Below are 23,793 nucleotides of genomic sequence, written 5' to 3' on the forward strand. Positions count from 1 at the left end.
CTCACTCTTTCTCCATATTCAGCGGGAAATGACAGGCATAGAGATGATTTTTCGCGCCCGTCAGGCGCGGCGTCACTATACATTCTCGTTGTGCATATGGGCAACGTGGCCCCAGACGACAACCAATGGGTAATTGTTCCAGAAGCGGGATTGCACCAGGCAGCGTATTGAGGCGACTTTTATGCGGCATCGCGCTGCCGAAATCCGGTATCGCGCGGATCAGCGCCTGGGTGTAAGGATGATGCGGCATTGTCACCAGCTCCTTACTTGGCGCGGTTTCCACTGTCTGACCACAATAAAGCACGTTGATTTTATCCGCCCATTGGCTAAGCATTTGTAAGTCATGGCTGATAAGCAAAATAGTAGTATTGCTGTTTTGATTCAAACGCGTCAGCAGGCGAAAGATTTGCGCCTGTGTTGTTGGCTCCATTGAGTTTGTAGGTTCGTCAGCTATTAGCAGACGTGGTTGATTCGCCAGCGCGATGGCAATCATCACTTTCTGGCACTCACCTTCGGTCAACTCATACGGAAAGCTGCGCATCGCATCTTTGTGATCTTTAATCCCCACGCGGTGCAGCAGCTCAATGGCACGGCGTTTGCGCCAGCCAAAACGCTGCCACCAACGGCCTTTATAGGTCCAGGCCGGGATGTTTTGCATTAACTGACGCCCCACACGTTCAGAAGGGTCGAGACACGATTGTGGTTCCTGAAAAATCATCGACACGTTGTGCCCAACCAGCTTGCGCCGTTCGCGCGCGGAAAGACGCAGCAGATCGATGTCATCAAAACGCATACGGTCAGCGGTAACACGCCAGTTATCTTTATTGACGCCACAAATCGCTTTCGCAATCAAACTCTTGCCGGAGCCGGATTCACCAACAAGACCCCGGATTTCGCCTTCGGTTAAGGTCATACTCACGCGGTCAACGGCTTTAACCCACTCATCACCGGTTTTAAATTCAATGGTCAGGTTACGAATATCCAGTAACGGCATTATTCCACCCCCGCAATAATTGCACGACGCACACCATCACCAAGGAGGTTAACCAACAACACGCTGATCATAATTGCCGCCCCAGGAAGCATGACGGTCCACGGGGCGACATAAATCAGTTCCAGTGCATCGCCGAGCATCGCTCCCCATTCAGGAGAGGGGAGTTGCGCGCCGAGATCAAGAAAGCCCAGCGCGGCAATATCAAGAATTGCCATTGACAGTGCGCGGGTGATCTCAGTGACCAGTCCAGCGGTGATGTTTGGCAGTACGGCAAACCAGAGAATATTCAGCGTCGTTGCCCCATCCAGGCGAGCAGCGATAACGTACTCTTTTTCCAGTTCATCATGCACCATGCTGTAGACCGAACGCACCATACGCGGCAGCAGCGCCAGCCAGACGGCAAACATCGCGTGCGACAAACTCGGCCCGGCAAATGCCACAACGATAATTGCCAGCAGCAGGGACGGGATCGCCAGTAAGGTATCCAGAATATGATTAAGCACCGCTGACCGTAGACCATGCGTCGCACCGGCGAAGGTGCCGAGCACCAGACCACAGATGGTAGCAGCAAGTGTCACCACAAATGCGCCGCCAACGGTAGGCGCAGCGCCGCTCAATAAACGGCTTAAAACGTCGCGTCCGAGGTCGTCAGTCCCCAGGAAGAAAGAGACTTCGCCATAGCGAGACCATGACGGTGGCAACAATTGATAACCGAGAAATTGCTGGTCAATGCCGTAAGGCGCAAACCAGCCGCCAAAAATACACAGCACAGCCAGCCCCGCGCAGCCGTACAGGCCGACCATTGCAGCGGCATCACCATAGAATTTGCGCCATGCGGTACGCAGCGTGCCCGGTGGGCGCTTCTCGCTGTATACGCTATCGTAAGGCATACCATTCCTTATGTTTCAGAGGGTTAGCCATAGCACCCAAAATATCAGAAATCACGTTAATAATAATGACCAGCGAGCCACACACCATCACACCGGCGGAAATCGCTGCGTAATCTTGTTGGCGAATGGCGTTAATTAACCAGCGCCCCAAACCAGGCCAGCTAAAGACCATTTCGGTGATCATCGCCAGCGTCAGCATGGTGGAAAATTGCAAGCCCAAACGAGGGATGACGGGGGGTAGCGCGTTATGCAGCACATGGCGACGCAAAATAGTAAAGCGTGACAAACCACGGGTCGCCGCCGCTTTCACATAGTTCTGGTCATACACTTCGATAGTGCTGATACGCATCAATCGGATCACTTCAGTTGTTGGCGCAACCGACAGGGTGATAACCGGCAACACCATATGGCGTATTGCGCTCATGATCATTTCATCCCGCCACGGAGAGTCTGAAAGCCAGGCATCAATCAACGCAAAACCGGTAACAGGTTTCACTTCATACAGCAAATCGAAACGCCCTGAAACGGGCAGCCAGCCCAGCGTCAGCGAACAAAACAGCGTCAGCAGAAGCGCCAGCCAGAAAACCGGGATTGAAAAGCCCAGCAACGCGATGGCATTGATCAAGTTATCTTGCCACTTATGGCGCGTAATCCCGGCAATCATGCCCACCGGGATGCCGACAATTAGCGCAAAGCCGAAAGCGAGGATGCATAGCTCAATCGTTGCCGGAAAAACCTCTTTTAACTGTTCGGCTATCGGTTGTCCGTTAATGCTGGAAACGCCAAAATCCCAGTGGATCAGGCCGTTAAACCAGAATACCCAGGCATTCCCCAGTGAAGCGCCTTGTAACGGCGCATGTGGCGTGAAATAGCTCAAACTGAAGCCAACAAAAGTCAGCAGGAACAGGGTCACGATCAATAATAAAACGCGGCGTAAGGTGAAGATAATCATGGTTTTTTCACCTCTTGCTTTTCGCGGTATACGCCAGCGAAGGAGGCGTTACCAAATGGGCTAAGAACCAGCCCTTTGATATCGTACCGATAGGCCTGCAAGCGTAATGATGAGGCCAGCGGCAGAATGGGTAACTCCTGCGCCAGAATACTTTGCGCTTCGTCATAGGCTTCAATACGCGCCGCCAGTTGCTGCGAAGAGAGCGCCTTACGCAACACGTTGTCGAATTTCGGGTCGCACCAGTGGGCGAGGTTGGTCTGCGAATGAATTGCCGCGCAGCTCAGTAACGGACGGAAGAAACTGTCCGGGTCGTTACTGTCCGTCGCCCAACCGGATAACGTCAGATCATGGCTCATATCCATCAACCGCGCCTCCTGAAAACGACCTTCTACCGGCACAATCACCACTTTCACGCCGACCTGTGCCATATCCGCCTGAATCAGTTCGGCAGTTTTCAGCGGACTGGGGTTCCACGCCTGCGAACGTGTTGGCACCCACAGTTTCAGCGTTAAGTTTTCCAGCCCCAATGCCTTTAACTGTTCGCGTGATTTCGCCGGATTGTATTCGGTAATTTTAGCCTCGTTGTCATAAGCCCACGAGGCGCGCGGTAAAATAGAGGCCGCCGTTTCAGCCGTACCGTAATAGATAGATTGCATCAGGCGCTGGTTATTAATCGCCAGTGCCAGCGCATGACGGACAGCCGGATTATTTAGCGGCGGTTTGGCGGTGTTAAAAGCCAGATAGGCGACGTTCATCCCTGGACGCAGCGTTAAACGCAAACGCGGGTCGTCGCGCAAAATGGATAGCTGGCTGGCAGCAGGCCAGGCCAGAACATCACATTCACCGGTCAATAGTTTCGACAGACGTCCGGTGCCACCAGAGCCTAAATCCACCACCACCTGCGGCATCAACGGTTTGCCTCGCCAGAACTCATCATGACGTTGCAGGCGAATATATTGCCCCGTGCGATTTTCCGACAGTTTATACGGCCCGGTGCCTACGGGTTGGCGGTCGAGTTGTTCCTGACGATCTTCTTTCTCTAATTTCTGCGCATATTCGGCAGACATTACTGACGCATAATGGGTCGCCAGATGCCATAAAAAAGAAGCATCCGGCTGGGCCAGACGGAACTCAACGGTATGATTATCCAGCTTGCGGACGCTTTTCACGTTATCAGCAAATTGCAGGCTGTCGAAATAGGGAAAGTTGCTCCCGTTGACGTTATGCCACGGGTTGTTACGGTCAAAAATTCGCTGGAAGGTAAACACCACATCGTCGGCATTCATTTTGCGAGTAGGCGTAAACCAGTCGGTTTTTTGAAACGGGACATCGCGACGCAGGTGGAAGCGATAGGTCGCGCCGTTGTCGAGCACTTCCCAGCTTTCGGCAAGTTCCGGCATCAGACGATAAGTATAAGGATCGACATCCAGTAGTCGATCATAAAACTGGGCGGCAAGGGTATCGACAATTAACCCACTGCTCGCTTTGGATGGGTTAAAGGTGTTGACCTGCCCGCTGACGCAATAGACAAAACCGCTGTCGCGGATATCAGCGTGCGGGGTGGGTTCAGGCGCGGCGATTGCCTGACCACTCACAAGTCCAGCAATCACCAAAAGAGACGATAATACCTGGCGCATAATATTAAGGGATTTTATGTAAAGAGGCTATCTTACTAATATTTAATGACATTTGCCATTACCGTTTGTGTTCAGGGGTCGCAATGAGGGCAGTATGGTTGGTTGTTGCACATGTGGCGTCGCCATCTGTTCAACATTCGTACCCGTGATTTCTTATAACTATAACTCACAGAACTACTTAGCGAGGTGCCGTTTGACTTGCTCGTAAGAAGCCAGCCCGAACTGGCCTTAATAAAGGATTACTCATTACCCCATTGATTCAAAAACTCTGCGATCTCATCAATGCGTGCGGGATTGATCCCCGCTTCAGCAGCCATGTCATGCTGAGCTTCTTCGCTGATCTCTTCATTATTCATCAAACGGGTGAGCAGTAACTGGAAGTAGTGAGCCAGTGGCGTGCGTTCAGTTTCTGCGACAGGTTCTGCGCATTCGGTCGCGTACTCATCGGCAATATCAAAATATTTTAGTGGGATATCGTGGTTCATTATCTGCCCTGGGGTTAATGCGTTAAGCACAGGGGCGGATGATAGCACTCGTGATCCGGGTCATACATCTTTTTATGGATAATGGCGCTGCGTATTGCCAACAGGCAGGGCAATACGCAGCGCATCCAACACATTACGTCTCGCTCACTGGTGTTCTGTCATCTTCATACAACGGCACTTTGCGATAGCGGCGGATCAGATACCACAAATATGCGCCGCCTAACGAGGCCCAAACCAGACCGAGCGTCAGTGAAGTTGACTCCAGGTTAACCCACAACACGCCTACCGTCAGCGCGCCAACCAGCGGCATCAGCAAATAGTGAAAGTGATCCTTCCAGCTTTTATTCATTCCTTTACGCCGCCAGAAATGATTAAACACCGACAAATTGACGAAGGTAAATGCCACCAACGCGCCGAAGTTAATCAATGCTGTAGCGGTGACTAAATCAAAGAACAGCGCCGACAACGCGACAATCCCGACCATAATGACGTTCAGCGCCGGGGTGCGCCATTTCGGGTGCACATAGCCAAACACGCGCTCCGGAAACACATTGTCACGCCCCATCACATACAGCAGACGCGACACGCTGGCATGTGAAGCCAGGCCAGACGCTAATGTGTTCACAAACGTGGTGCAGAGGAAAATCGACTGGAACAGCTTGCCGCCGACGTACAGTGCAATCTCCGGCAGTGCGGCATCCGGGTCTTTAAAGCGGCTGATATCCGGGAAGAACAGTTGCATAAAGAACGATGCGGCAATAAAGATAACGCCGCCGTAGACCGCCGTCAGGAAGATGGCTTTTGGAATAACGCGCGCGGCGTCCGGCGTCTCTTCTGAAAGCGTGGTCACCGCATCAAAACCAAGAAACGAGAAGCACACGATCGTCGCCCCGGTAATAATCGGAATCAGATGCGCGTTCTCACTGATAAACGGCTGTAGCGACCAGACGGTGCCGACACCTTCCCCTTTATGTAGCCCCTGAACCACCAGGAAGATGAACACCACCATGATGGAGATCTGCACCAGTACAAACAGGGTATTGAAGTTAGCGACCAGGTTGACGCTCTTCAGATTCGCGGCGGTTAAAATGGCGACGAAGGTTACCACCCACACCCACGGCGGCACTTCCGGGAAGAGGGCGGAGAGATAGATTTTCGCCAACAAGACGTTGATCATCGGTAAAAAAAGATAATCCAGCAGCGATGACCAGCCGACCATAAAACCGACGTGCGGGTTAATCGACTTTTGCGCGTAGGTATAGGCCGAGCCAGCTTCCGGGAACTGGCGAACCAGTTTGCCGTAGCTGATCGCGGTAAACAGCACGCCGGCCAGCGCCAGCAGGTAGGACGCCGGAACGTGGCCGTCGCTGATACCGGAGACAATGCCAAAGGTATCGAACACGGTCATCGGCGTGAGATAGGCCAGACCCATCATCACCACCTGCCACAATTTCAGTGATTTTCGCAGGCGGGTTTTGCCCGGTTGTGCAGCAATGTCCAGCGGTGAATTAATAGCCATAATCGTTGCCTCCACTGCGTAATCGGGTTTGCGGTCGCGTCGACCTGAAATCAAACCTGTTTAGCAGGGGAAGCAAAGGGGGCGGAGTCCGGTCAGTCGCAGGGGGAGCGCATACGCAGCCTCCCTCGCCATGCGGGAATTTCATCATCGGCATCATCTCATTTCCTCGTCACAGTCTTAATCGTTAACGGAAGCCCGTTGCCGCCTGCGCTCCATAACGCGACATCCGGGAAATGTCTGGATTACCAGCAAATGTCAGGCCTGGCTCCGCTCAGGCCGATGAGGCAACCCCCGCAAGGGGGCACTATGCGTTTTTCAACATCCACTCAATTTCTGTTTCTGTGATGAGGCGCTCAAACTGCAACAGCTCATCATTTTTACAGGCGTGATACACATGACAGAAACGCTCGCCTAAATAGTGGCGCAGGTGATCGTTCTCGATAAACTCCCACAGGGCATCGCTCTGGCGAATCGGGAAGGGTAATCCTTCCTGTTCCAGCCCGTTACCTTCGACTTCTTCCTGCAACGGCAGCTCATTATCAAGACCGTGCAGAATACCGGCAAAAATCGCCGCCATCACCAGATACGGGTTGGCATCGGCACCCGCCACGCGATACTCCACACGGTGGTTATGACGATCGCCACACGGAATACGCAGGGCAACGGTACGGTTGTTATGACCCCACGATGCCTGCGTCGGCACATACATGCCCGGCTGGAAGCGGCGATATGAGTTCACGTTCGGCGCCAGCAATGCCATTGATGACGGCATCAGATCTATCATCCCGGCGAGCATCTTTTTCAGTAGCGGCGAATCTTCGCCTTCCGCGTCAGCTAGCACGTTCTCTCCACGATTATTTTGCATACTGATATGGATATGCATCCCGCTGCCCGCGTGTTCTTCATACGGCTTCGCCATAAAAGTGGCGTGCATCTTATGCTTTTCCGCCATCAAGCGCACCAGGCGTTTAAGGGCTAATGCATCATCGCAGGCTTCCAGTACGTTATCGGTATGGTAAAGGTTGATTTCAAACTGGCCTGGCGAAGCCTCGGCGACCGCACCATCTGCCGGAATCAGCTGTAATTGCGCCAGTTCATCAATATCATTGAGCACATCGGCGAAGTGGTTGAGGTTATCGACAGAGTAGACCTGGCTTTGGGTATTGCGGTCATCGGTGCCTGGCGCACAGGGCGGTTGCAGATACCCTTCGGCGTCGCGCTGGCGATCCAGTAAATAGAACTCCAGCTCTACCGCTACGACCGGGAACAATCCGCGCTGGCGTAGCTGTTGCCACAGGCGGTTGAGTACATTCCTCGGCTCAACGTCAAAGGGAGCGCCATCTTCATCGACCATGGTCAGAAGCATTTGACCAATAAACTCAGGATCGGCGGCAGAAGGGGTTAAAGAACCGAGAATAGGGACACAGGTACGATCGGGTTCGCCCATTTCTTGACCTAGCCCTGCTTCTTCTACCACATTGCCCAGAATATCCATCGCAAACACCGAAGCCGGGAAGTAGCATCCTTTCTCCAGTTTTTTCAGGCTGGAGAAGGGGACGCGTTTTCCACGAAAACAGCCATTAAGATCGGTAAGTAAAACATCAACATATTGCGTATTCGGGTAGCGTTCCAGATAGCGTTTCACCTCCTGCGTAAAGGCGCTACCCCGCCTCTCTTCTGACTGCTGAACAAAGTTTTCTACTTCAACGATATTGGTTTCCATGATTCTTCGCCTTTGGTTTTGTTTTCCACTCGTTATCAGAGCGTAAAATATAATGACCACTCTTCGAATCTGTATGCAAACTAAATGTTTGTCAAATGTTAAATTGAGTTTGCAAAAAAGAAAACTCACTGCTAGATTGAAAAAATATTGAACAGAAAGGTCATTTAAACCGCAGTAATGGCGATAATTTAGTCCACTTTGTGAGATTGAGCATGGAAAATATAATGAACAATCCTGTTATCGGTGTCGTAATGTGCAGGAACAGGCTTAAGGGTCATGAGACCCAGACTCTGCAAGAAAAGTACCTGAATGCCATCATTCATGCAGGTGGTTTGCCGATTGCGCTTCCCCATGCGCTGGCTGAGCCGTCATTACTTGAAGAACTTTTGCCGAAACTTGATGGCATTTATCTTCCTGGTAGCCCCAGCAATGTGCAGCCGCACCTATATGGTGAAAACGGCGATGAGCCTGACGCCGATCCCGGGCGTGATCTTCTGAGCATGGCGTTAATTAACGCTGCACTCGAAAGGCGCATCCCCATTTTCGCCATCTGCCGGGGTTTACAGGAACTGGTGGTGGCAACCGGAGGTTCGTTGCATCGCAAGCTGTGCGAACAGCCTGAATTGCTGGAACATCGGGAAGATCCCGAACTGCCGGTGGAGCAGCAATATGCGCCGTCGCATGAAGTTCAGGTTGAAGAGGGGGGATTACTGTCTGCGCTGTTACCTGAATGTAGCAACTTTTGGGTAAACTCTCTGCATGGACAAGGGGCGAAGGTTGTTAGCCCACGGTTGCGTGTTGAAGCTCGCTCGCCGGATGGCTTAGTTGAGGCGGTTAGCGTCATCAATCATCCTTTCGCGCTGGGCGTACAGTGGCACCCGGAATGGAACAGTAGCGAGTACGCGCTTTCGCGTATATTGTTCGAGGGCTTTATCACCGCTTGTCAGCACCATATCGCTGAAAAACAGCGACTCTGACCACTACAGTTTAAGGAAATGCAAATATGAGTGATGAGGGACTGGCGCCAGGAAAACGCTTGTCGGAAATCCGCCAGCAGCAGGGGCTTTCACAACGTCGTGCCGCCGAACTCTCCGGGCTGACTCACAGTGCTATCAGTACGATAGAACAGGATAAAGTCAGCCCTGCCATCAGTACGCTGCAAAAGCTGCTGAAGGTGTATGGACTGTCACTCTCGGAATTCTTTTCCGAGCCGGAAAAACCTGATGAGCCGCAGGTCGTCATTAATCAGGACGACTTAATTGAAATGGGCAGTCAGGGTGTGTCAATGAAGCTGGTTCATAACGGTAACCCGAATCGCACGTTGGCGATGATCTTTGAAACGTACCAGCCGGGCACAACCACTGGGGAAAGAATTAAGCATCAGGGTGAGGAAATAGGCACTGTACTGGAAGGTGAAATTGTTCTGACCATTAATGGACAGGATTATCACCTCGTCGCGGGGCAAAGTTATGCCATTAATACCGGCATCCCGCACAGTTTCAGCAATACGTCGGCAGGCATTTGCCGAATTATCAGCGCCCATACACCCACCACGTTTTAATCTTTTAGCTCTGTAAGCCGGGTAAGCGCAATGCGCCCGGCAATCCATAAAGAATGTCGCCAGAAATAAACGGGCATACGGCCCGGGGATCTCTGCGCCCTGACGTTCACAAACTGCATATATCTGATAGACGTGAAACAGGAGTCATAATGAATTTTCATCATCTGGCTTACTGGCAGGATAAAGCGTTAAGTCTCGCCATTGAAACCCGCTTATTTATTAACGGTGAGTATACCGCTGCGGCGGAAAACGAAACCTTCGAAACCGTTGATCCGGTCACCCAGGCGCCGCTGGCGAATATTGCGCGCGGTAAAAGCGCCGATATCGACCGCGCAGTGAGCGCGGCACGCAACGTATTTGAACGCGGCGACTGGTCGCTCTCTTCTCCGGCTAAACGCAAAGTGGTACTGAATAAACTCGCCGATTTAATGGAAGCCAACGCCGAAGAACTGGCGCTGCTGGAAACCCTCGACACCGGTAAACCGATTCGTCACAGCCTGCGTGATGATATTCCCGGCGCGGCACGCGCCATTCGCTGGTACGCCGAAGCGATCGATAAAGTGTATGGCGAAGTGGCGACCACCAGTAGCCATGAGCTGGCGATGATTGTGCGCGAACCGGTCGGCGTAATTGCCGCCATCGTCCCGTGGAACTTCCCGCTGTTGCTGACCTGCTGGAAACTCGGCCCGGCGCTGGCGGCAGGTAACAGCGTTGTCCTGAAGCCGTCTGAAAAATCACCGCTCAGTGCGATTCGCCTTGCGGGGCTGGCGAAAGAAGCAGGTCTGCCGGATGGCGTGTTGAACGTAGTAACTGGTTTTGGTCATGAGGCGGGGCAGGCGCTTTCTCGTCATAACGATATCGATGCCATCGCCTTTACCGGCTCCACGCGTACCGGTAAACAACTGCTGAAAGACGCAGGCGACAGCAACATGAAACGCGTCTGGCTGGAAGCGGGTGGTAAAAGCGCCAACATCGTTTTTGCTGACTGCCCGGATCTGCAAAAAGCGGCGAGCGCGACCGCCGCAGGCATCTTCTACAACCAGGGCCAGGTGTGCATCGCCGGAACCCGTTTATTGCTGGAAGAGAGTATCGCCGATGAATTCTTAGCCCTGTTAAAACAGCAGGCGCAAAACTGGCAGCCAGGGCATCCACTTGATCCTGCAACCACGATGGGCACCTTAATCGACTGCGCTCATGCCGACTCGGTACACACCTTTATTCGTGAAGGTGAAAGCAAAGGGCAACTGCTGCTGGATGGCCGTAACGCCGAGCTGGCTGCCGCCATCGGCCCGACCATCTTTGTCGACGTAGAGCCCAATGCGTCCTTAAGTCGCGAAGAGATTTTCGGCCCGGTGCTGGTGGTCACGCGTTTCACATCAGAAGACCAGGCGCTACAGCTTGCCAACGACAGCCAGTACGGGCTCGGTGCGGCGGTATGGACGCGCGATCTCTCCCGCGCGCACCGCATGAGCCGCCGCTTGAAAGCTGGTTCCGTCTTCGTCAACAACTACAACGATGGCGATATGACCGTACCGTTTGGCGGTTATAAGCAGAGCGGCAACGGTCGCGACAAATCCCTGCACGCCCTTGAAAAATTCACTGAACTGAAAACCATCTGGATAAGCCTGGAGGCCTGAAATGACCGAACATACCAGTAGTTACTACGCCGCCAGTGCGAATAAATATGCGCCTTTCGACACGCTGAATGAGTCAATCACGTGTGATGTTTGCGTGGTTGGCGGCGGCTACACCGGGCTTTCCTCTGCACTGCATCTGGCGGAAGCGGGCTTTGACGTGGTGGTACTCGAAGCCTCACGCATCGGCTTTGGCGCCAGCGGACGCAACGGCGGGCAGCTTGTAAACTCCTACAGCCGCGACATCGACGTAATCGAAAAAAGCTACGGCATGGACACCGCCCGTATGCTCGGCAGCATGATGTTCGAAGGCGGAGAGATCATCCGCGAACGTATCAAACGTTATCAGATTGACTGCGACTACCGCCCCGGCGGCCTGTTTGTGGCGATGAATGATAAGCAGCTCGCGACTCTTGAAGAGCAGAAAGAGAACTGGGAACGCTATGGTAACAATCAACTCGAACTGCTGGACGCCAGTGCCATTCGCCGTGAAGTTGCCAGCGATCGCTACACCGGTGCGCTGCTGGATCACAGCGGCGGGCATATTCACCCGCTGAACCTCGCTATTGGTGAAGCCGACGCCATTCGTCTGAACGGCGGACGTGTGTATGAGCTTTCTGCGGTGACGCAGATCCAGCACACCACGCCAGCCGTGGTGCGGACTGCCAAAGGTCAGGTAACGGCGAAGTATGTGATTGTCGCCGGGAATGCGTATCTGGGCGATAAAGTGGAGCCGGAACTGGCGAAGCGCAGTATGCCGTGCGGCACGCAGGTAATCACCACTGAGCGTCTTTCCGATGATTTAGCCCGTTCGCTGATCCCGAAAAACTACTGTGTCGAAGACTGTAACTATCTGCTTGATTACTACCGCCTGACTGCCGATAACCGCCTGCTGTACGGTGGTGGCGTGGTGTATGGCGCACGTGACCCGGATGACGTTGAGCGCCTGGTGGTGCCGAAACTGCTGAAAACCTTCCCGCAGTTGCAGGGCGTAAAAATCGACTACCGCTGGACGGGCAACTTCTTGCTGACCCTGTCACGTATGCCACAGTTTGGTCGCCTTAATAAAAACATTTACTACATGCAGGGCTACAGCGGCCACGGCGTTACCTGTACCCATCTCGCCGGGCGTTTAATTGCTGAACTGCTACGCGGAGATGCCGAGCGTTTCGACGCCTTCGCCAATCTGCCGCATTACCCGTTCCCTGGCGGGCGCACGCTGCGCGTGCCGTTTACCGCGATGGGCGCAGTCTATTACAGCCTGCGCGATCGTCTGGGCGTTTAATTTCCGATTAACAGTGAAGAGTCAAAAGGTGTGAAACATGAGCAACAATGAATTCCATCAGCGTCGTCTTTCTGCCACTCCGCGCGGGGTTGGCGTAATGTGTAACTTCTTCGCCCAGTCGGCTGAAAACGCCACGCTGAAGGATGTTGAGGGCAACGAGTACATCGATTTCGCCGCAGGCATCGCGGTGCTGAACACCGGACATCGCCATCCTGAACTGGTGGCGGCAGTGGAACAGCAACTGCAACAGTTTACCCACACGGCGTACCAGATTGTGCCATACGAAAGCTACGTCACCCTGGCGGAGAAAATTAACGCCCTTGCCCCGGTGAGCGGTCAGGCCAAAACCGCGTTCTTCACCACCGGTGCGGAAGCAGTTGAGAATGCGGTGAAAATCGCCCGCGCCCATACCGGACGCCCTGGCGTGATTGCGTTCAGCGGCGGCTTCCACGGTCGCACGTATATGACCATGGCATTAACTGGAAAGGTTGCACCGTACAAAATTGGTTTCGGCCCGTTCCCCGGTTCGGTGTATCACGTGCCGTATCCGTCAGATTTGCATAGCGTTTCGACGCAAGATTCCCTCGACGCCATCGAACGCTTGTTTAAATCAGACATCGAAGCGAAACAGGTCGCGGCCATTATTTTCGAACCGGTACAGGGCGAGGGCGGATTTAACGTGGCGCCAAAAGAGCTGGTTGCCGCCATTCGCCGCCTGTGCGATGAGCACGGCATTGTGATGATTGCTGATGAAGTGCAAAGCGGTTTTGCGCGTACAGGTAAACTGTTTGCCATGGATCATTACACCGATAAGCCGGACTTAATGACGATGGCGAAAAGCCTCGCGGGTGGTATGCCGCTTTCGGGCGTGGTCGGTAATGCCAACATTATGGACGCGCCCGCGCCGGGCGGGCTTGGCGGCACTTACGCCGGTAACCCGCTGGCAGTTGCCGCCGCGCACGCAGTGCTCAACATTATCGACAAAGAATCCCTTTGCGACCGTGCGAATCAACTCGGTCAGCGCCTGACGCAAACGCTGATTGAGGCCAAAGAAAGCGTTCCGGCCATTGCTGCGGTACGCGGTCTGGGGTCGATGATTGCGGCAGAATTTAACGACCCGCAAACGGGCGAGCCGTCAGCCGCCATTGCGCAGAAAATTCAGCAACGTGCGCTGGCGCAGGGGCTGTTACTGTTGACCTGTGGCGCATACGGCAACGTGATTCGTTTCCTGTATCCGCTGACCATCCCGGATGCGCAGTTCGATGCGGCAATGAAAATTTTGCAGGATGCGCTGAGAGATTAATACGCATAAGCGGAGCCCAACGCAAAAATGCCTGATGCGCTGCGCTTATCAGGCCTGCAAACGACGTATTGATTTTGTAGGCTTGATCGCCTCATCCGGCAAGCCACATTGCCCAACTCCACTAAATCTGGTGCTTTTTAAGCAATGCGCGGAACTGATGATAGGTTAACCCCAGCAATTCAGCTGCGCGCTTCTGGTTATATTTCCCCTGTTGCAAACTGAGTTGCAGCAACTCTTTTTCCTGCTGCATTTGAAACTCACGTAAATCCAGCGGCAGCGTTGGAAGCGAGGTGTTTTCTGAAACGGCGATAGTGTCTTCAGGTGGACGCCGTTTAAAGGGATCAATAATGATCTCATCAAGCGGATAATCGCTGGTGCCGTGGCGATACACCGAACGTTCCACCACGTTTTTCAATTCACGGATATTTCCCGGCCAGCGATAGTTCAGCAACGTTTCTCTGGCGCGCTCGGTAAAACCAGGAAACAGAGGCAGTTTTATTTCCCGACACATCTGGATGGCGAAGTGCTCCGCCATCAGCATAATGTCGCTTTCACGCTCGCGCAGGGGCGGCAGTTGTACAACATCAAAAGCCAGGCGGTCGAGCAGGTCGGCGCGAAAAGTACCTTCATTGACCATCGCCGGAAGATCGGCATTTGTCGCACATACCAGCCGCACATTCACCTGCAATGGCTGGCTGCCGCCGACGCGTTCCAGTTCACCATACTCAATTACGCGTAATAACTTTTCCTGCACCATCATTGGTGCCGTAGCGAGTTCATCAAGAAACAGCGTTCCGCCGTCGGCACGTTCAAATCGTCCCGGATGGCGTTTTTGCGCTCCGGTAAACGCACCGGCTTCGTGACCAAACAGTTCGGAATCCAGCAGATTTTCATTTAACGCCGCGCAGTTAAGGGAAATAAACGGCCCTTGCCAGCGGGAGGAGAGATAATGCAAACGGCTGGCGATCAGCTCTTTACCGGTGCCGCGCTCGCCGATGATGAGCACCGGTTTGTCCAGCGGTGCGAGATGCGAAACCTGTTCCAGCACTTCGAGAAAGCTGTTCGCCTCACCGAGTAAATTATCTTTGTATTCTGCCATGATGAAATTCGCCACTTGTTAGTGTAATTCGCTAATTCATCCTGGCATGTTGCTGTTGAATCTTCAATCAGATCTTTATAAATCAAAAAGATAAAAAATTGGCACGCAAATTGTATTAACAGTTCAGCAGGACAATCCTGAACGAAGAAATCAAGAGGACAACATTATGGGTATTTTTTCTCGCTTTGCCGACATCGTGAACGCCAACATCAACGCCCTGTTAGAGAAAGCGGAAGATCCGCAGAAACTGGTGCGTCTGATGATCCAGGAAATGGAAGATACATTAGTTGAAGTGCGTTCTACCTCGGCGCGTGCACTGGCGGAAAAGAAACAGCTGACTCGCCGTATTGAACAAGCGTCGGCGCGTGAAGTTGAGTGGCAGGAAAAAGCCGAACTGGCGCTGCTGAAAGAGAGAGAAGATCTGGCGCGTGCGGCACTAATTGAAAAACAGAAACTGACCGATCTGATTAAGAGCCTGGAACATGAAGTGACGCTGGTGGACGATACGCTGGAGCGTATGAAGAAAGAGATTGGCGAGTTGGAAAACAAATTGAGCGAAACTCGCGCTCGCCAGCAGGCATTGATGTTGCGTCATCAAGCTGCAAACTCGTCGCGTGACGTGCGTCGTCAACTGGACAGTGGCAAACTGGATGAAGCAATGGCGCGTTTCGAATCTTTCGAACGTCGTATCGACCAGATGGAAGCGGAAGCAGAAAGTCACAGCTTCGGCAAACAAAAATCGCTGGACGATCAGTTTGCCGAACTGAAAGCCGATGATGCAATCAGTGAGCAACTGGCACAATTAAAAGCCAAAATGAAGCAAGACAATCAATAATAACATCCAGGCGGCGTCCGAACGCGCCGCCGCTCATCGTCTAAGGAGTACTTATGAGCGCGCTATTTCTGGCTATTCCGTTAACCATTTTTGTGCTGTTTGTTTTACCGATCTGGTTATGGCTGCATTACAGCAACCGATCCAGTCGCGGTGAATTGTCGCAAAGCGAACAGCAGCGATTAGCGCAACTGGCTGATGAAGCAAAACGGATGCGCGAACGTATTCAGGCGCTGGAATCTATTCTTGATGCAGAACATCCGAACTGGAGGGATCGCTAATGGCGGGCATTAATCTCAATAAAAAATTATGGCGTATTCCACAGCAGGGCATGGTGCGCGGCGTCTGCGCAGGGATTGCCAACTATTTTGATGTACCGGTAAAACTGGTGCGTATCCTGGTGGTGCTGTCGATTTTCTTCGGTCTGGCGCTGTTTACCCTGGTTGCTTACATCATTTTGTCATTTGCGCTTGATCCAATGCCGGACAACATGGCCTTTGGTGAGCAGCTACCTTCCAGCAGCGAATTGCTGGATGAAGTCGACCGTGAACTGGCGGCCAGTGAAACGCGTTTACGCGAGATGGAACGTTATGTCACTTCCGATACCTTCACGCTGCGTAGCCGTTTCCGTCAATTGTGAGGAAAGTTATGAATACTCGCTGGCAACAAGCTGGGCAAAAGGTGAAGCCTGGTTTCAAATTAGCAGGCAAGCTGGTTCTTCTCACCGCTCTGCGCTACGGCCCGGCGGGTGTGGCGGGTTGGGCGATAAAATCTGTTGCTCGCCGACCGCTGAAAATGTTGTTGGCTGTGGCGCTGGAACCGCTGTTAAGTCGGGCTGCCAATAAACTGGCGCAGCGTTATAAAAGGTGAGGGGAGTTTCGCAAAAATTGTTAAATCTCAGGCGTATAATGGATGGCAATTTTCATCCATAGAAGGACGCTTACATGTTTAAAAAAGGCTTACTTGCGCTGACGCTGGCGTTTTCACTGCCTGTTTTTGCTGCTGAACACTGGATCGATGTTCGTGTTCCAGAACAGTATCAGCAAGAACACGTTCAGGGAGCCATCAATATTCCCCTGAAGGAAGTGAAAGAGCGCATTGCCACCGCCGTTCCGGATAAAAACGACACCGTGAAAGTGTATTGCAACGCCGGACGCCAGTCCGGGCAGGCAAAAGAGCTCCTCAACGAAATGGGATATACCCACGTTGAGAACGCCGGTGGTCTTAAAGACATTGCGATGCCGAAGGTCAAAGGTTAACAAATTACTTATTGAGCGGTGTAAATAACGCCGCTTATTCATTTGATAAATCAAAATTAACCCACATTATTATCTCCAGCATCTCATCCTTTCTACAGCTTTCTGGCACAGGACAGCAATGAAGCGACTCAAAAATGAACTTAACGCGCTGGTGAATCGTGGCGTCGACAGGCACCTGCGACTGGCGGTAACCGGACTTAGCCGTAGTGGCAAAACGGCGTTTATCACCGCGATGGTCAATCAGTTGCTCAATATTCATGCAGGAGCACGCTTGCCGCTGTTAAGCGCGGTGCGTGAAGAGCGCCTGCTGGGTGTGAAGCGTATTCCTCAACGTGATTTTGGCATCCCACGTTTTACTTACGACGAAGGGTTAGCGCAGCTGTACGGCGACCCTCCCGCCTGGCCGACGCCAACGCGTGGTGTCAGCGAAATCCGCCTGGCATTGCGTTATAAATCGAACGATTCGCTACTGCGTCACTTCAAAGACACCTCCACGCTGTATCTGGAGATTGTGGATTATCCCGGCGAGTGGCTACTCGATCTACCAATGCTGGCGCAGGACTATTTAAGTTGGTCACGCCAGATGACGGGCTTGCTTAATGGTCAGCGCGGCGAGTGGTCGGCAAAATGGCGGATGATGTGCGAAGGACTTGATCCGTTAGCGCCTGCCGACGAAAACCGTCTTGCAGATATCGCCGCCGCGTGGACCGATTATCTCCACCACTGCAAACAGCAGGGGCTGCACTTTATTCAGCCTGGGCGCTTTGTTCTACCGGGGGATATGGCAGGCGCACCCGCGCTGCAATTCTTCCCGTGGCCGGATGTCGATGCCTGGGGCGAATCGAAACTGGCACAGGCCGATAAGCATACCAACGCCGGAATGCTGCGCGAGCGGTTTAATTATTACTGCGAGAAAGTGGTGAAGGGGTTCTATAAAAACCACTTTTTGCGTTTTGACCGCCAGATTGTGCTGGTGGATTGCCTGCAACCGCTCAACAGTGGACCGCAGGCATTTAATGACATGCGTCTGGCGCTGACGCAGTTGATGCAAAGTTTCCACTACGGGCAACGTACGCTTTTCCGCCGCTTGTTCTCGCCGGTTATCGACAAATTGCTGTTTGCCGCGACGAAAGCGGATCATGTGACCATCGATCAGCACGCCAATATGGTTTCATTACTGCAACAACTGATTCAGGATGCCTGGCAAAATGCGGCGTTTGAAGGGATCAGCATGGATTGTCTGGGGCTGGCCTCCGTACAGGCGACCACCAGCGGCATTATCGACGTCAACGGCGAGAAAATCCCGGCTCTGCGCGGTAATCGACTGAGCGATGGCGCACCGCTCACCGTTTACCCTGGTGAAGTTCCTGCGCGTTTGCCCGGTCAGGCGTTCTGGGATAAGCAAGGCTTCCAGTTTGAAGCGTTTCGCCCGCAGGTGATGGATGTCGATAAACCGCTGCCGCATATTCGTCTTGATGCCGCGCTGGAATTTTTAATAGGAGATAAATTGCGATGACCGAACCGTTAAAACCACGTATTGATTTCGACGGTCCGCTGGAAGTCGATCAGAACCCTAAATTTAAGGCGCAGCAGACCTTTGATGAAAATCAGGCGCAAAATTTTGCCCCAGCGACGCTCGACGAAGCGCCGGAAGAAGAGGGGCAAGTCGAAGCGGTAATGGATGCGGCGCTGCGTCCGAAACGCAGTCTGTGGCGTAAAATGGTCATGGGTGGGGTGGCGCTGTTTGGCGCGAGCGTTGTTGGCCAGGGCGTGCAGTGGACGATGAATGCCTGGCAAACTCAGGATTGGGTAGCACTGGGCGGTTGTGCCGCTGGGGCATTGATTATCGGGGCTGGCGTTGGCTCAGTGGTAACAGAGTGGCGACGCTTATGGCGCTTGCGCCAGCGTGCGCACGAACGCGATGAAGCGCGCGATTTGTTGCATAGTCACGGCACTGGCAAAGGGCGCGCATTTTGCGAGAAACTGGCGCAGCAGGCCGGTGTTGATCAGTCGCATCCGGCGCTGCAACGCTGGTATGCCTCAATCCATGAAACGCAGAACGATCGTGAAGTCGTCAGTCTGTACGCACATCTGGTTCAGCCAGTGCTGGATGCGCAGGCGCGCAGAGAAATCAGCCGTTCGGCGGCAGAATCTACCCTGATGATTGCCGTAAGCCCGTTGGCACTGGTGGATATGGCGTTTATTGCCTGGCGTAATCTGCGGTTGATTAATCGTATCGCTACGCTCTATGGCATTGAACTGGGTTATTACAGCCGTTTGCGCCTGTTCAAACTGGTATTGCTGAATATCGCTTTTGCCGGTGCTAGCGAGCTGGTGCGTGAAGTGGGGATGGACTGGATGTCACAAGATCTCGCTGCTCGTTTGTCAACGCGTGCTGCCCAGGGGATTGGCGCCGGACTCCTGACCGCGCGACTGGGAATTAAAGCTATGGAACTTTGCCGTCCGCTGCCGTGGATCGACGATGACAAACCTCGCCTGGGGGATTTTCGTCGCCAGCTTATCGGTCAGGTAAAGGAGACGCTGCAAAAGGGCAAAACGACCAGCGAATAATAACGCAATATCGGGTGCTGATCGGATATCTTTACGCCGAAGTGCCCGATTATCCGTCGTTGTGTCAATCTTTGTTGACAGAAATCTTCCTGCCACTCGAATAGTGTCATATCATCATATTAATTGTTCTTTTCTCAGGTGAAGGTTCCCATGCGTCTGGAAGTCTTTTGTGAAGACCGACTCGGTCTGACCCGCGAATTACTCGATCTACTGGTTCTAAGAGGCATCGATTTACGCGGTATTGAGATTGACCCAATCGGGCGGATTTACCTCAATTTTGCCGAACTGGATTTTGACAGTTTCAGCAGCCTGATGGCGGAAATTCGCCGTATTGCAGGTGTTACCGATGTGCGCACTGTGTCATGGATGCCTTCCGAGCGCGAACATCTGGCGTTGAGCGCATTGCTTGAGGCGTTGCCTGAACCCGTGCTTTCGGTCGATATGAAAAGCAAAGTGGATATGGCGAATCCGGCGAGCTGTCAGCTATTTGGTCAAAAACTTGATCGTTTACGCAATCATACCGCTGCGCAATTGATTAACGGATTTAATTTTTTACGCTGGCTGGAGAGTGACCCGCAGGATTCGCATAACGAACATGTGGTGATTAACGGGCAAAATTTCTTGATGGAGATAACGCCGGTTTATTTGCAGGATGAACACGACCAACACGTCCTGACCGGTGCGGTAGTGATGCTGCGCTCGACGATTCGTATGGGGCGTCAGTTGCAAAATGTGGCTGCGCAGGATGTCAGCGCCTTTAGTCAGATTGTCGCCGTTAGCCCGAAAATGAAACACGTTGTCGAGCAGGCTCAGAAACTGGCGATGTTAAGCGCGCCACTGCTGATTACGGGTGACACGGGTACTGGTAAAGATCTCTTTGCTTACGCCTGTCATCAGGCCAGCCCTCGCGCCGGTAAACCTTACCTGGCGCTGAACTGCGCGTCTATACCGGAAGATGCCGTTGAGAGCGAACTGTTTGGACATGCCCCGGAAGGGAAGAAAGGGTTCTTTGAGCAGGCGAACGGCGGTTCAGTGCTGCTGGATGAGATTGGTGAGATGTCGCCGCGAATGCAGGCTAAATTGCTGCGTTTCCTTAATGATGGCACTTTCCGTCGGGTTGGCGAAGATCACGAGGTGCATGTCGATGTGCGGGTGATTTGCGCGACGCAAAAGAATCTGGTTGAGTTGGTGCAAAAAGGCGTATTTCGGGAAGATCTCTATTATCGCCTGAATGTGTTGACGCTGAATCTGCCACCGCTGCGAGACTGTCCGCAGGATATCATGCCGTTAACCGAATTGTTCGTCGCCCGCTTTGCTGACGAGCAGGGAGTACCCCGGCCGAAATTGGCTGCCGATCTGAATACCGTGCTGACACGTTATGGCTGGCCGGGTAACGTGAGGCAGTTGAAAAATGCTGTCTATCGCGCACTCACCCAACTGGACGGCTACGAACTGCGTCCACAAGACATTTTGCTGCCAGATTATGACGCGACAACCGTTGCCGTGGGCGAAGATGCGATGGAAGGTTCGCTGGATGAAATCACCAGTCGATTTGAGCGTTCGGTGTTAACCCAGCTTTATCGCAATTATCCCAGCACGCGCAAACTGGCAAAACGTCTGGGCGTTTCACATACCGCGATTGCCAACAAATTGCGTGAATACGGCCTGAGCCAGAAAAAGAGCGAAGAGTAAACACGTAAAATGCCTGATGGCGCAATACCATCAGGCATAATAAATTACGCTTTCAGTACCGCCAGAGCTGCTTCGTAATCCGGCTCAGTGGTGATTTCATTCACCAGCTGGCTGAAAATCACATTGTCATTTTCATCAATTACGACAACTGCGCGCGCAGCCAGACCTTTCAGTGGGCCTTCAGCGATCTCAACGCCGTAAGCTTGCAGAAATTCGCTATTACGGAAAGTGGAAAGGGTGATGACGTTGTTAAGACCTTCCGCACCGCAGAAACGAGACTGGGCGAACGGCAGATCGGCGGAAATACACAGTACAACGGTGTTGTCGATTTCTGTCGCCAGTTGGTTAAACTTACGTACTGATGCGGCGCAAACACCGGTATCAATACTTGGGAAAATGTTCAGCACTTTGCGTTTACCTGCAAACTGCGTGAGGGTGACGTCAGACAGATCTTTTGCCACGAGAGTAAAAGTCTGCGCTTTGCTACCCACTTGCGGGATGGAATTGGCGACTGTAACCGGGTTGCCCTGGAAATGAACGATTTGTGACATGATTATCTTTCCTGTTTACATATAGTTAACGTCATGCCTAGTTTATGCTAACTGTCAATAACACAGCAATCGCTATTTGCGCTTAATCCGCAGTCCATCGCGGCAACAAGGAGTAAAGATGAGAACCGTAAAGGTATTTGAGGAAGCCTGGCCGTTACATACCCCGTTTGTAATTGCTCGTGGCAGCCGCAGTGAAGCGCGCGTGGTGGTTGTTGAACTGGAAGAAGATGGTGTTAAAGGTGCTGGGGAATGCACTCCCTATCCGCGCTATGGTGAAAGTGACGCTTCAGTAATGGCGCAAATTATGAGTGTTGTGCCGCAACTGGAAAAAGGGCTGACACGTGAAGAACTGCAAAAAATACTGCCAGCGGGCGCGGCGCGTAATGCGCTGGATTGTGCATTGTGGGCTCTCTGTGCACGTAAACAGCAGCAGACGCTGGCTGAATTTATCGGTATAACGCTTCCCGACACCATTACCACTGCACAGACGGTTGTCATCGGTACGCCTGATCAAATGGCCAGCAGTGCTGCGGCACTATGGCAAGCAGGGGCGAAATTGCTGAAAGTGAAACTGGATAACCATCTTATTAGCGAGCGGATGGTGGCAATTCGCTCGGCTGTACCCGATGCGACGTTGATTGTTGATGCGAATGAATCCTGGCGCGCAGAAGGATTGGCAGCGCGATGTCAGTTGCTGGCTGACTTAGGCATCGCGATGCTGGAACAACCGCTTCCCGCACAGGACGATGCGGCGCTGGAGAATTTTATTCATCCGTTACCCATTTGCGCTGATGAAAGTTGTCATACCCGTAGCAATCTGAAGGCGCTGAAAGGGCGCTATGAGATGGTTAATATCAAACTCGATAAAACGGGGGGGCTGACCGAAGCCCTGGCATTGGCGACCGAAGCGCGTGCACAAGGTTTTAGTCTGATGCTGGGCTGCATGTTGTGTACCTCTCGTGCTATTAGCGCCGCTTTACCGCTGGTGCCGCAGGTCAGTTTTGCCGATCTTGATGGACCGACCTGGCTGGCGGTGGATGTGGAGCCGGCGCTACAGTTTACGACCGGCGAATTGCATCTTTAGGATGCCAGCGCAGTAAATTCGCCATTGCAAAGAGATACTTTTCACTGGCTTCATCGGAGGAGATGGGCGGAAACTCGGCGGTAATACAGTGCAGGTTCAGATCCGCACACCAACTGCCGAAGGAGCCGGGGGTTTCGTATCCGACGCTGGTCACCAGCGGCAATTCAAATGCCTGAGCCAGCCACTCACCTAATTCACTGTGTCGGGGATCTTCAATACAAGCCAGCGGATCGTGAAAAGAGACAATCCAGGCGGGGTGGATACGATGAATGAGCTGGCACAAAGCCTGAGTTTCAGGTTCGGAGCCGGGTTTATCGCCGGTCAGCAAGACCACGTCGCGCTCTTCGGCGGCACTGTTCCAGCGGTACACCGTTTCACCTTCCTTCCAGTTCGCCGCCGGAAAGTTTCTGTTTAGATCCACACCATTGGCATTAGCCCGCAGACCAAGCTGGCAACCGTCAGGATTCACACACAGCACGACATGATGGCGGCGCAGAGACGGTGTTAACGTGCGTAATGCGCAGGAGAGGGTGACGACGGAAGAATTTTCGTCGCCGTGGGTGCCAGCCAGGATTAAACCACTTTCGCTGCTGGCGGCAGAAGCCGGAAACCAGATCAACGGCGCACCTAATAATGAACGTCCGTAATGTTCGGTTCCTGGCGGAAAAGCGCCCCGTTCGGCGCGCGGGCGGGTCACGGTCATAATCGTCTCGAATATAAGA

The 23,793-nt window shown here is 52.9% G+C and carries 25 protein-coding genes; 14 read left to right on the forward strand and 11 right to left on the reverse strand.

The window, feature by feature from the left end; all coding sequences use genetic code 11:
• Position 1: 1 nt before the first annotated feature.
• From sapD to puuA, 8 genes are all read right to left on the reverse strand, one after another.
• Positions 2 to 994, reverse strand: a complete 993-nt coding sequence (sapD, locus tag LG381_RS14485; RefSeq protein ID WP_001128858.1) for a peptide ABC transporter ATP-binding protein SapD — start codon at positions 992 to 994, stop codon at positions 2 to 4.
• Positions 994 to 1,884 carry a peptide ABC transporter permease SapC gene (gene sapC, locus LG381_RS14490; protein ID WP_001146145.1) on the reverse strand — a complete coding sequence of 297 codons (891 nt, stop codon included), beginning with the start codon at positions 1,882 to 1,884 and terminating at the stop codon, positions 994 to 996. The genes sapD and sapC overlap by 1 nt, the downstream gene beginning before the upstream one ends.
• Positions 1,871 to 2,836 (reverse strand): putrescine export ABC transporter permease SapB, encoded by a 966-nt coding sequence (gene sapB / locus LG381_RS14495; protein WP_000583301.1) that lies wholly within the window; start codon positions 2,834 to 2,836, stop codon positions 1,871 to 1,873. Before sapB ends, sapC begins: the two co-directional genes overlap by 14 nt.
• Positions 2,833 to 4,473, reverse strand: a complete 1,641-nt coding sequence (gene sapA / locus LG381_RS14500) for an ABC transporter substrate-binding protein SapA (protein WP_001250190.1) — start codon at positions 4,471 to 4,473, stop codon at positions 2,833 to 2,835. The genes sapB and sapA overlap by 4 nt, the downstream gene beginning before the upstream one ends.
• Before the next feature lie 239 nt (positions 4,474 to 4,712).
• Entirely contained in the window at positions 4,713 to 4,958 is a 246-nt protein-coding gene (locus LG381_RS14505) for a YmjA family protein (RefSeq protein WP_175119409.1), read from the reverse strand.
• A 133-nt stretch (positions 4,959 to 5,091) separates the two neighbouring features.
• On the reverse strand, positions 5,092 to 6,477 hold the full coding sequence (gene puuP, locus LG381_RS14510) for a putrescine/proton symporter PuuP (RefSeq protein ID WP_225762571.1): 1,386 nt from the start codon (positions 6,475 to 6,477) through the stop codon (positions 5,092 to 5,094).
• On the reverse strand, positions 6,467 to 6,631 hold the full coding sequence (locus LG381_RS14515; RefSeq protein WP_123058409.1) for a hypothetical protein: 165 nt from the start codon (positions 6,629 to 6,631) through the stop codon (positions 6,467 to 6,469). The genes puuP and LG381_RS14515 overlap by 11 nt, the downstream gene beginning before the upstream one ends.
• A gap of 150 nt (positions 6,632 to 6,781) precedes the next feature.
• A complete protein-coding gene (puuA, locus tag LG381_RS14520) occupies positions 6,782 to 8,200 on the reverse strand; it encodes a glutamate-putrescine ligase (RefSeq protein ID WP_032225083.1) in 1,419 nt (472 codons plus the stop codon).
• Positions 8,201 to 8,412: 212 nt separating this feature from the next.
• Here puuA and puuD point away from each other — a divergent pair, with 212 nt between their 5' ends.
• The 5 genes from puuD to puuE all read left to right on the forward strand — a co-directional run bounded on the left by puuD (position 8,413) and on the right by puuE (position 13,983).
• A complete protein-coding gene (gene puuD, locus LG381_RS14525; protein ID WP_010344757.1) occupies positions 8,413 to 9,177 on the forward strand; it encodes a gamma-glutamyl-gamma-aminobutyrate hydrolase in 765 nt (254 codons plus the stop codon).
• Between the two features lie 26 nt (positions 9,178 to 9,203).
• Positions 9,204 to 9,761: an HTH-type transcriptional regulator PuuR gene (gene puuR, locus LG381_RS14530; protein WP_001278727.1), complete on the forward strand. Its 558-nt coding sequence runs from the start codon at positions 9,204 to 9,206 to the stop codon at positions 9,759 to 9,761.
• Positions 9,762 to 9,910: 149 nt separating this feature from the next.
• Positions 9,911 to 11,398 carry an aldehyde dehydrogenase PuuC gene (puuC, locus tag LG381_RS14535; RefSeq protein ID WP_225762572.1) on the forward strand — a complete coding sequence of 496 codons (1,488 nt, stop codon included), beginning with the start codon at positions 9,911 to 9,913 and terminating at the stop codon, positions 11,396 to 11,398.
• 1 nt (position 11,399) lies between these two features.
• Entirely contained in the window at positions 11,400 to 12,680 is a 1,281-nt protein-coding gene (gene puuB, locus LG381_RS14540; protein ID WP_222679807.1) for a gamma-glutamylputrescine oxidase, read from the forward strand.
• Positions 12,681 to 12,717: 37 nt separating this feature from the next.
• Positions 12,718 to 13,983, forward strand: a complete 1,266-nt coding sequence (gene puuE / locus LG381_RS14545; protein ID WP_225762573.1) for a 4-aminobutyrate transaminase — start codon at positions 12,718 to 12,720, stop codon at positions 13,981 to 13,983.
• A gap of 121 nt (positions 13,984 to 14,104) precedes the next feature.
• On the opposite strand, the gene pspF is transcribed toward puuE, so the two are convergent.
• Complete coding sequence (gene pspF, locus LG381_RS14550) at positions 14,105 to 15,082, reverse strand: phage shock protein operon transcriptional activator (RefSeq protein WP_024165077.1); 978 nt, start codon at positions 15,080 to 15,082, stop codon at positions 14,105 to 14,107.
• A 166-nt stretch (positions 15,083 to 15,248) separates the two neighbouring features.
• On the opposite strand from pspF, the gene pspA reads away from it, so the two are divergent.
• The 8 genes from pspA to tyrR all read left to right on the forward strand — a co-directional run bounded on the left by pspA (position 15,249) and on the right by tyrR (position 21,436).
• On the forward strand, positions 15,249 to 15,917 hold the full coding sequence (pspA, locus tag LG381_RS14555; protein ID WP_000511032.1) for a phage shock protein PspA: 669 nt from the start codon (positions 15,249 to 15,251) through the stop codon (positions 15,915 to 15,917).
• Positions 15,918 to 15,970: 53 nt separating this feature from the next.
• The gene (gene pspB, locus LG381_RS14560) at positions 15,971 to 16,195 is read left to right on the forward strand and encodes an envelope stress response membrane protein PspB (RefSeq protein WP_001274965.1); all 225 of its coding nucleotides are present in this window, start codon (positions 15,971 to 15,973) and stop codon (positions 16,193 to 16,195) included.
• Positions 16,195 to 16,554 carry an envelope stress response membrane protein PspC gene (pspC, locus tag LG381_RS14565; RefSeq protein WP_000907387.1) on the forward strand — a complete coding sequence of 120 codons (360 nt, stop codon included), beginning with the start codon at positions 16,195 to 16,197 and terminating at the stop codon, positions 16,552 to 16,554. Before pspB ends, pspC begins: the two co-directional genes overlap by 1 nt.
• 8 nt (positions 16,555 to 16,562) lie before the next feature.
• The gene (gene pspD / locus LG381_RS14570; protein WP_001295585.1) at positions 16,563 to 16,784 is read left to right on the forward strand and encodes a phage shock protein PspD; all 222 of its coding nucleotides are present in this window, start codon (positions 16,563 to 16,565) and stop codon (positions 16,782 to 16,784) included.
• Positions 16,785 to 16,858: 74 nt separating this feature from the next.
• On the forward strand, positions 16,859 to 17,173 hold the full coding sequence (gene pspE / locus LG381_RS14575; protein WP_225762574.1) for a thiosulfate sulfurtransferase PspE: 315 nt from the start codon (positions 16,859 to 16,861) through the stop codon (positions 17,171 to 17,173).
• A gap of 118 nt (positions 17,174 to 17,291) precedes the next feature.
• Positions 17,292 to 18,689, forward strand: a complete 1,398-nt coding sequence (locus LG381_RS14580; RefSeq protein WP_000825801.1) for a YcjX family protein — start codon at positions 17,292 to 17,294, stop codon at positions 18,687 to 18,689.
• Positions 18,686 to 19,744, forward strand: a complete 1,059-nt coding sequence (locus LG381_RS14585; RefSeq protein ID WP_225762575.1) for a YcjF family protein — start codon at positions 18,686 to 18,688, stop codon at positions 19,742 to 19,744. Before LG381_RS14580 ends, LG381_RS14585 begins: the two co-directional genes overlap by 4 nt.
• Before the next feature lie 150 nt (positions 19,745 to 19,894).
• Positions 19,895 to 21,436, forward strand: a complete 1,542-nt coding sequence (tyrR, locus tag LG381_RS14590) for a transcriptional regulator TyrR (protein ID WP_010344747.1) — start codon at positions 19,895 to 19,897, stop codon at positions 21,434 to 21,436.
• A 44-nt stretch (positions 21,437 to 21,480) separates the two neighbouring features.
• On the opposite strand, the gene tpx is transcribed toward tyrR, so the two are convergent.
• On the reverse strand, positions 21,481 to 21,987 hold the full coding sequence (gene tpx, locus LG381_RS14595; RefSeq protein ID WP_000078460.1) for a thiol peroxidase: 507 nt from the start codon (positions 21,985 to 21,987) through the stop codon (positions 21,481 to 21,483).
• A 118-nt stretch (positions 21,988 to 22,105) separates the two neighbouring features.
• Here tpx and ycjG point away from each other — a divergent pair, with 118 nt between their 5' ends.
• The gene (ycjG, locus tag LG381_RS14600; RefSeq protein ID WP_225762576.1) at positions 22,106 to 23,071 is read left to right on the forward strand and encodes an L-Ala-D/L-Glu epimerase; all 966 of its coding nucleotides are present in this window, start codon (positions 22,106 to 22,108) and stop codon (positions 23,069 to 23,071) included.
• On the opposite strand, the gene mpaA is transcribed toward ycjG, so the two are convergent.
• A complete protein-coding gene (gene mpaA, locus LG381_RS14605) occupies positions 23,046 to 23,774 on the reverse strand; it encodes a murein tripeptide amidase MpaA (protein WP_010344731.1) in 729 nt (242 codons plus the stop codon). The genes ycjG and mpaA overlap by 26 nt on opposite strands.
• Positions 23,775 to 23,793 lie beyond the last annotated feature (19 nt).

This window comes from Escherichia sp. Marseille-Q3837, from assembly GCF_916618735.1.
Lineage (GTDB): Bacteria > Pseudomonadota > Gammaproteobacteria > Enterobacterales > Enterobacteriaceae > Escherichia > Escherichia ruysiae.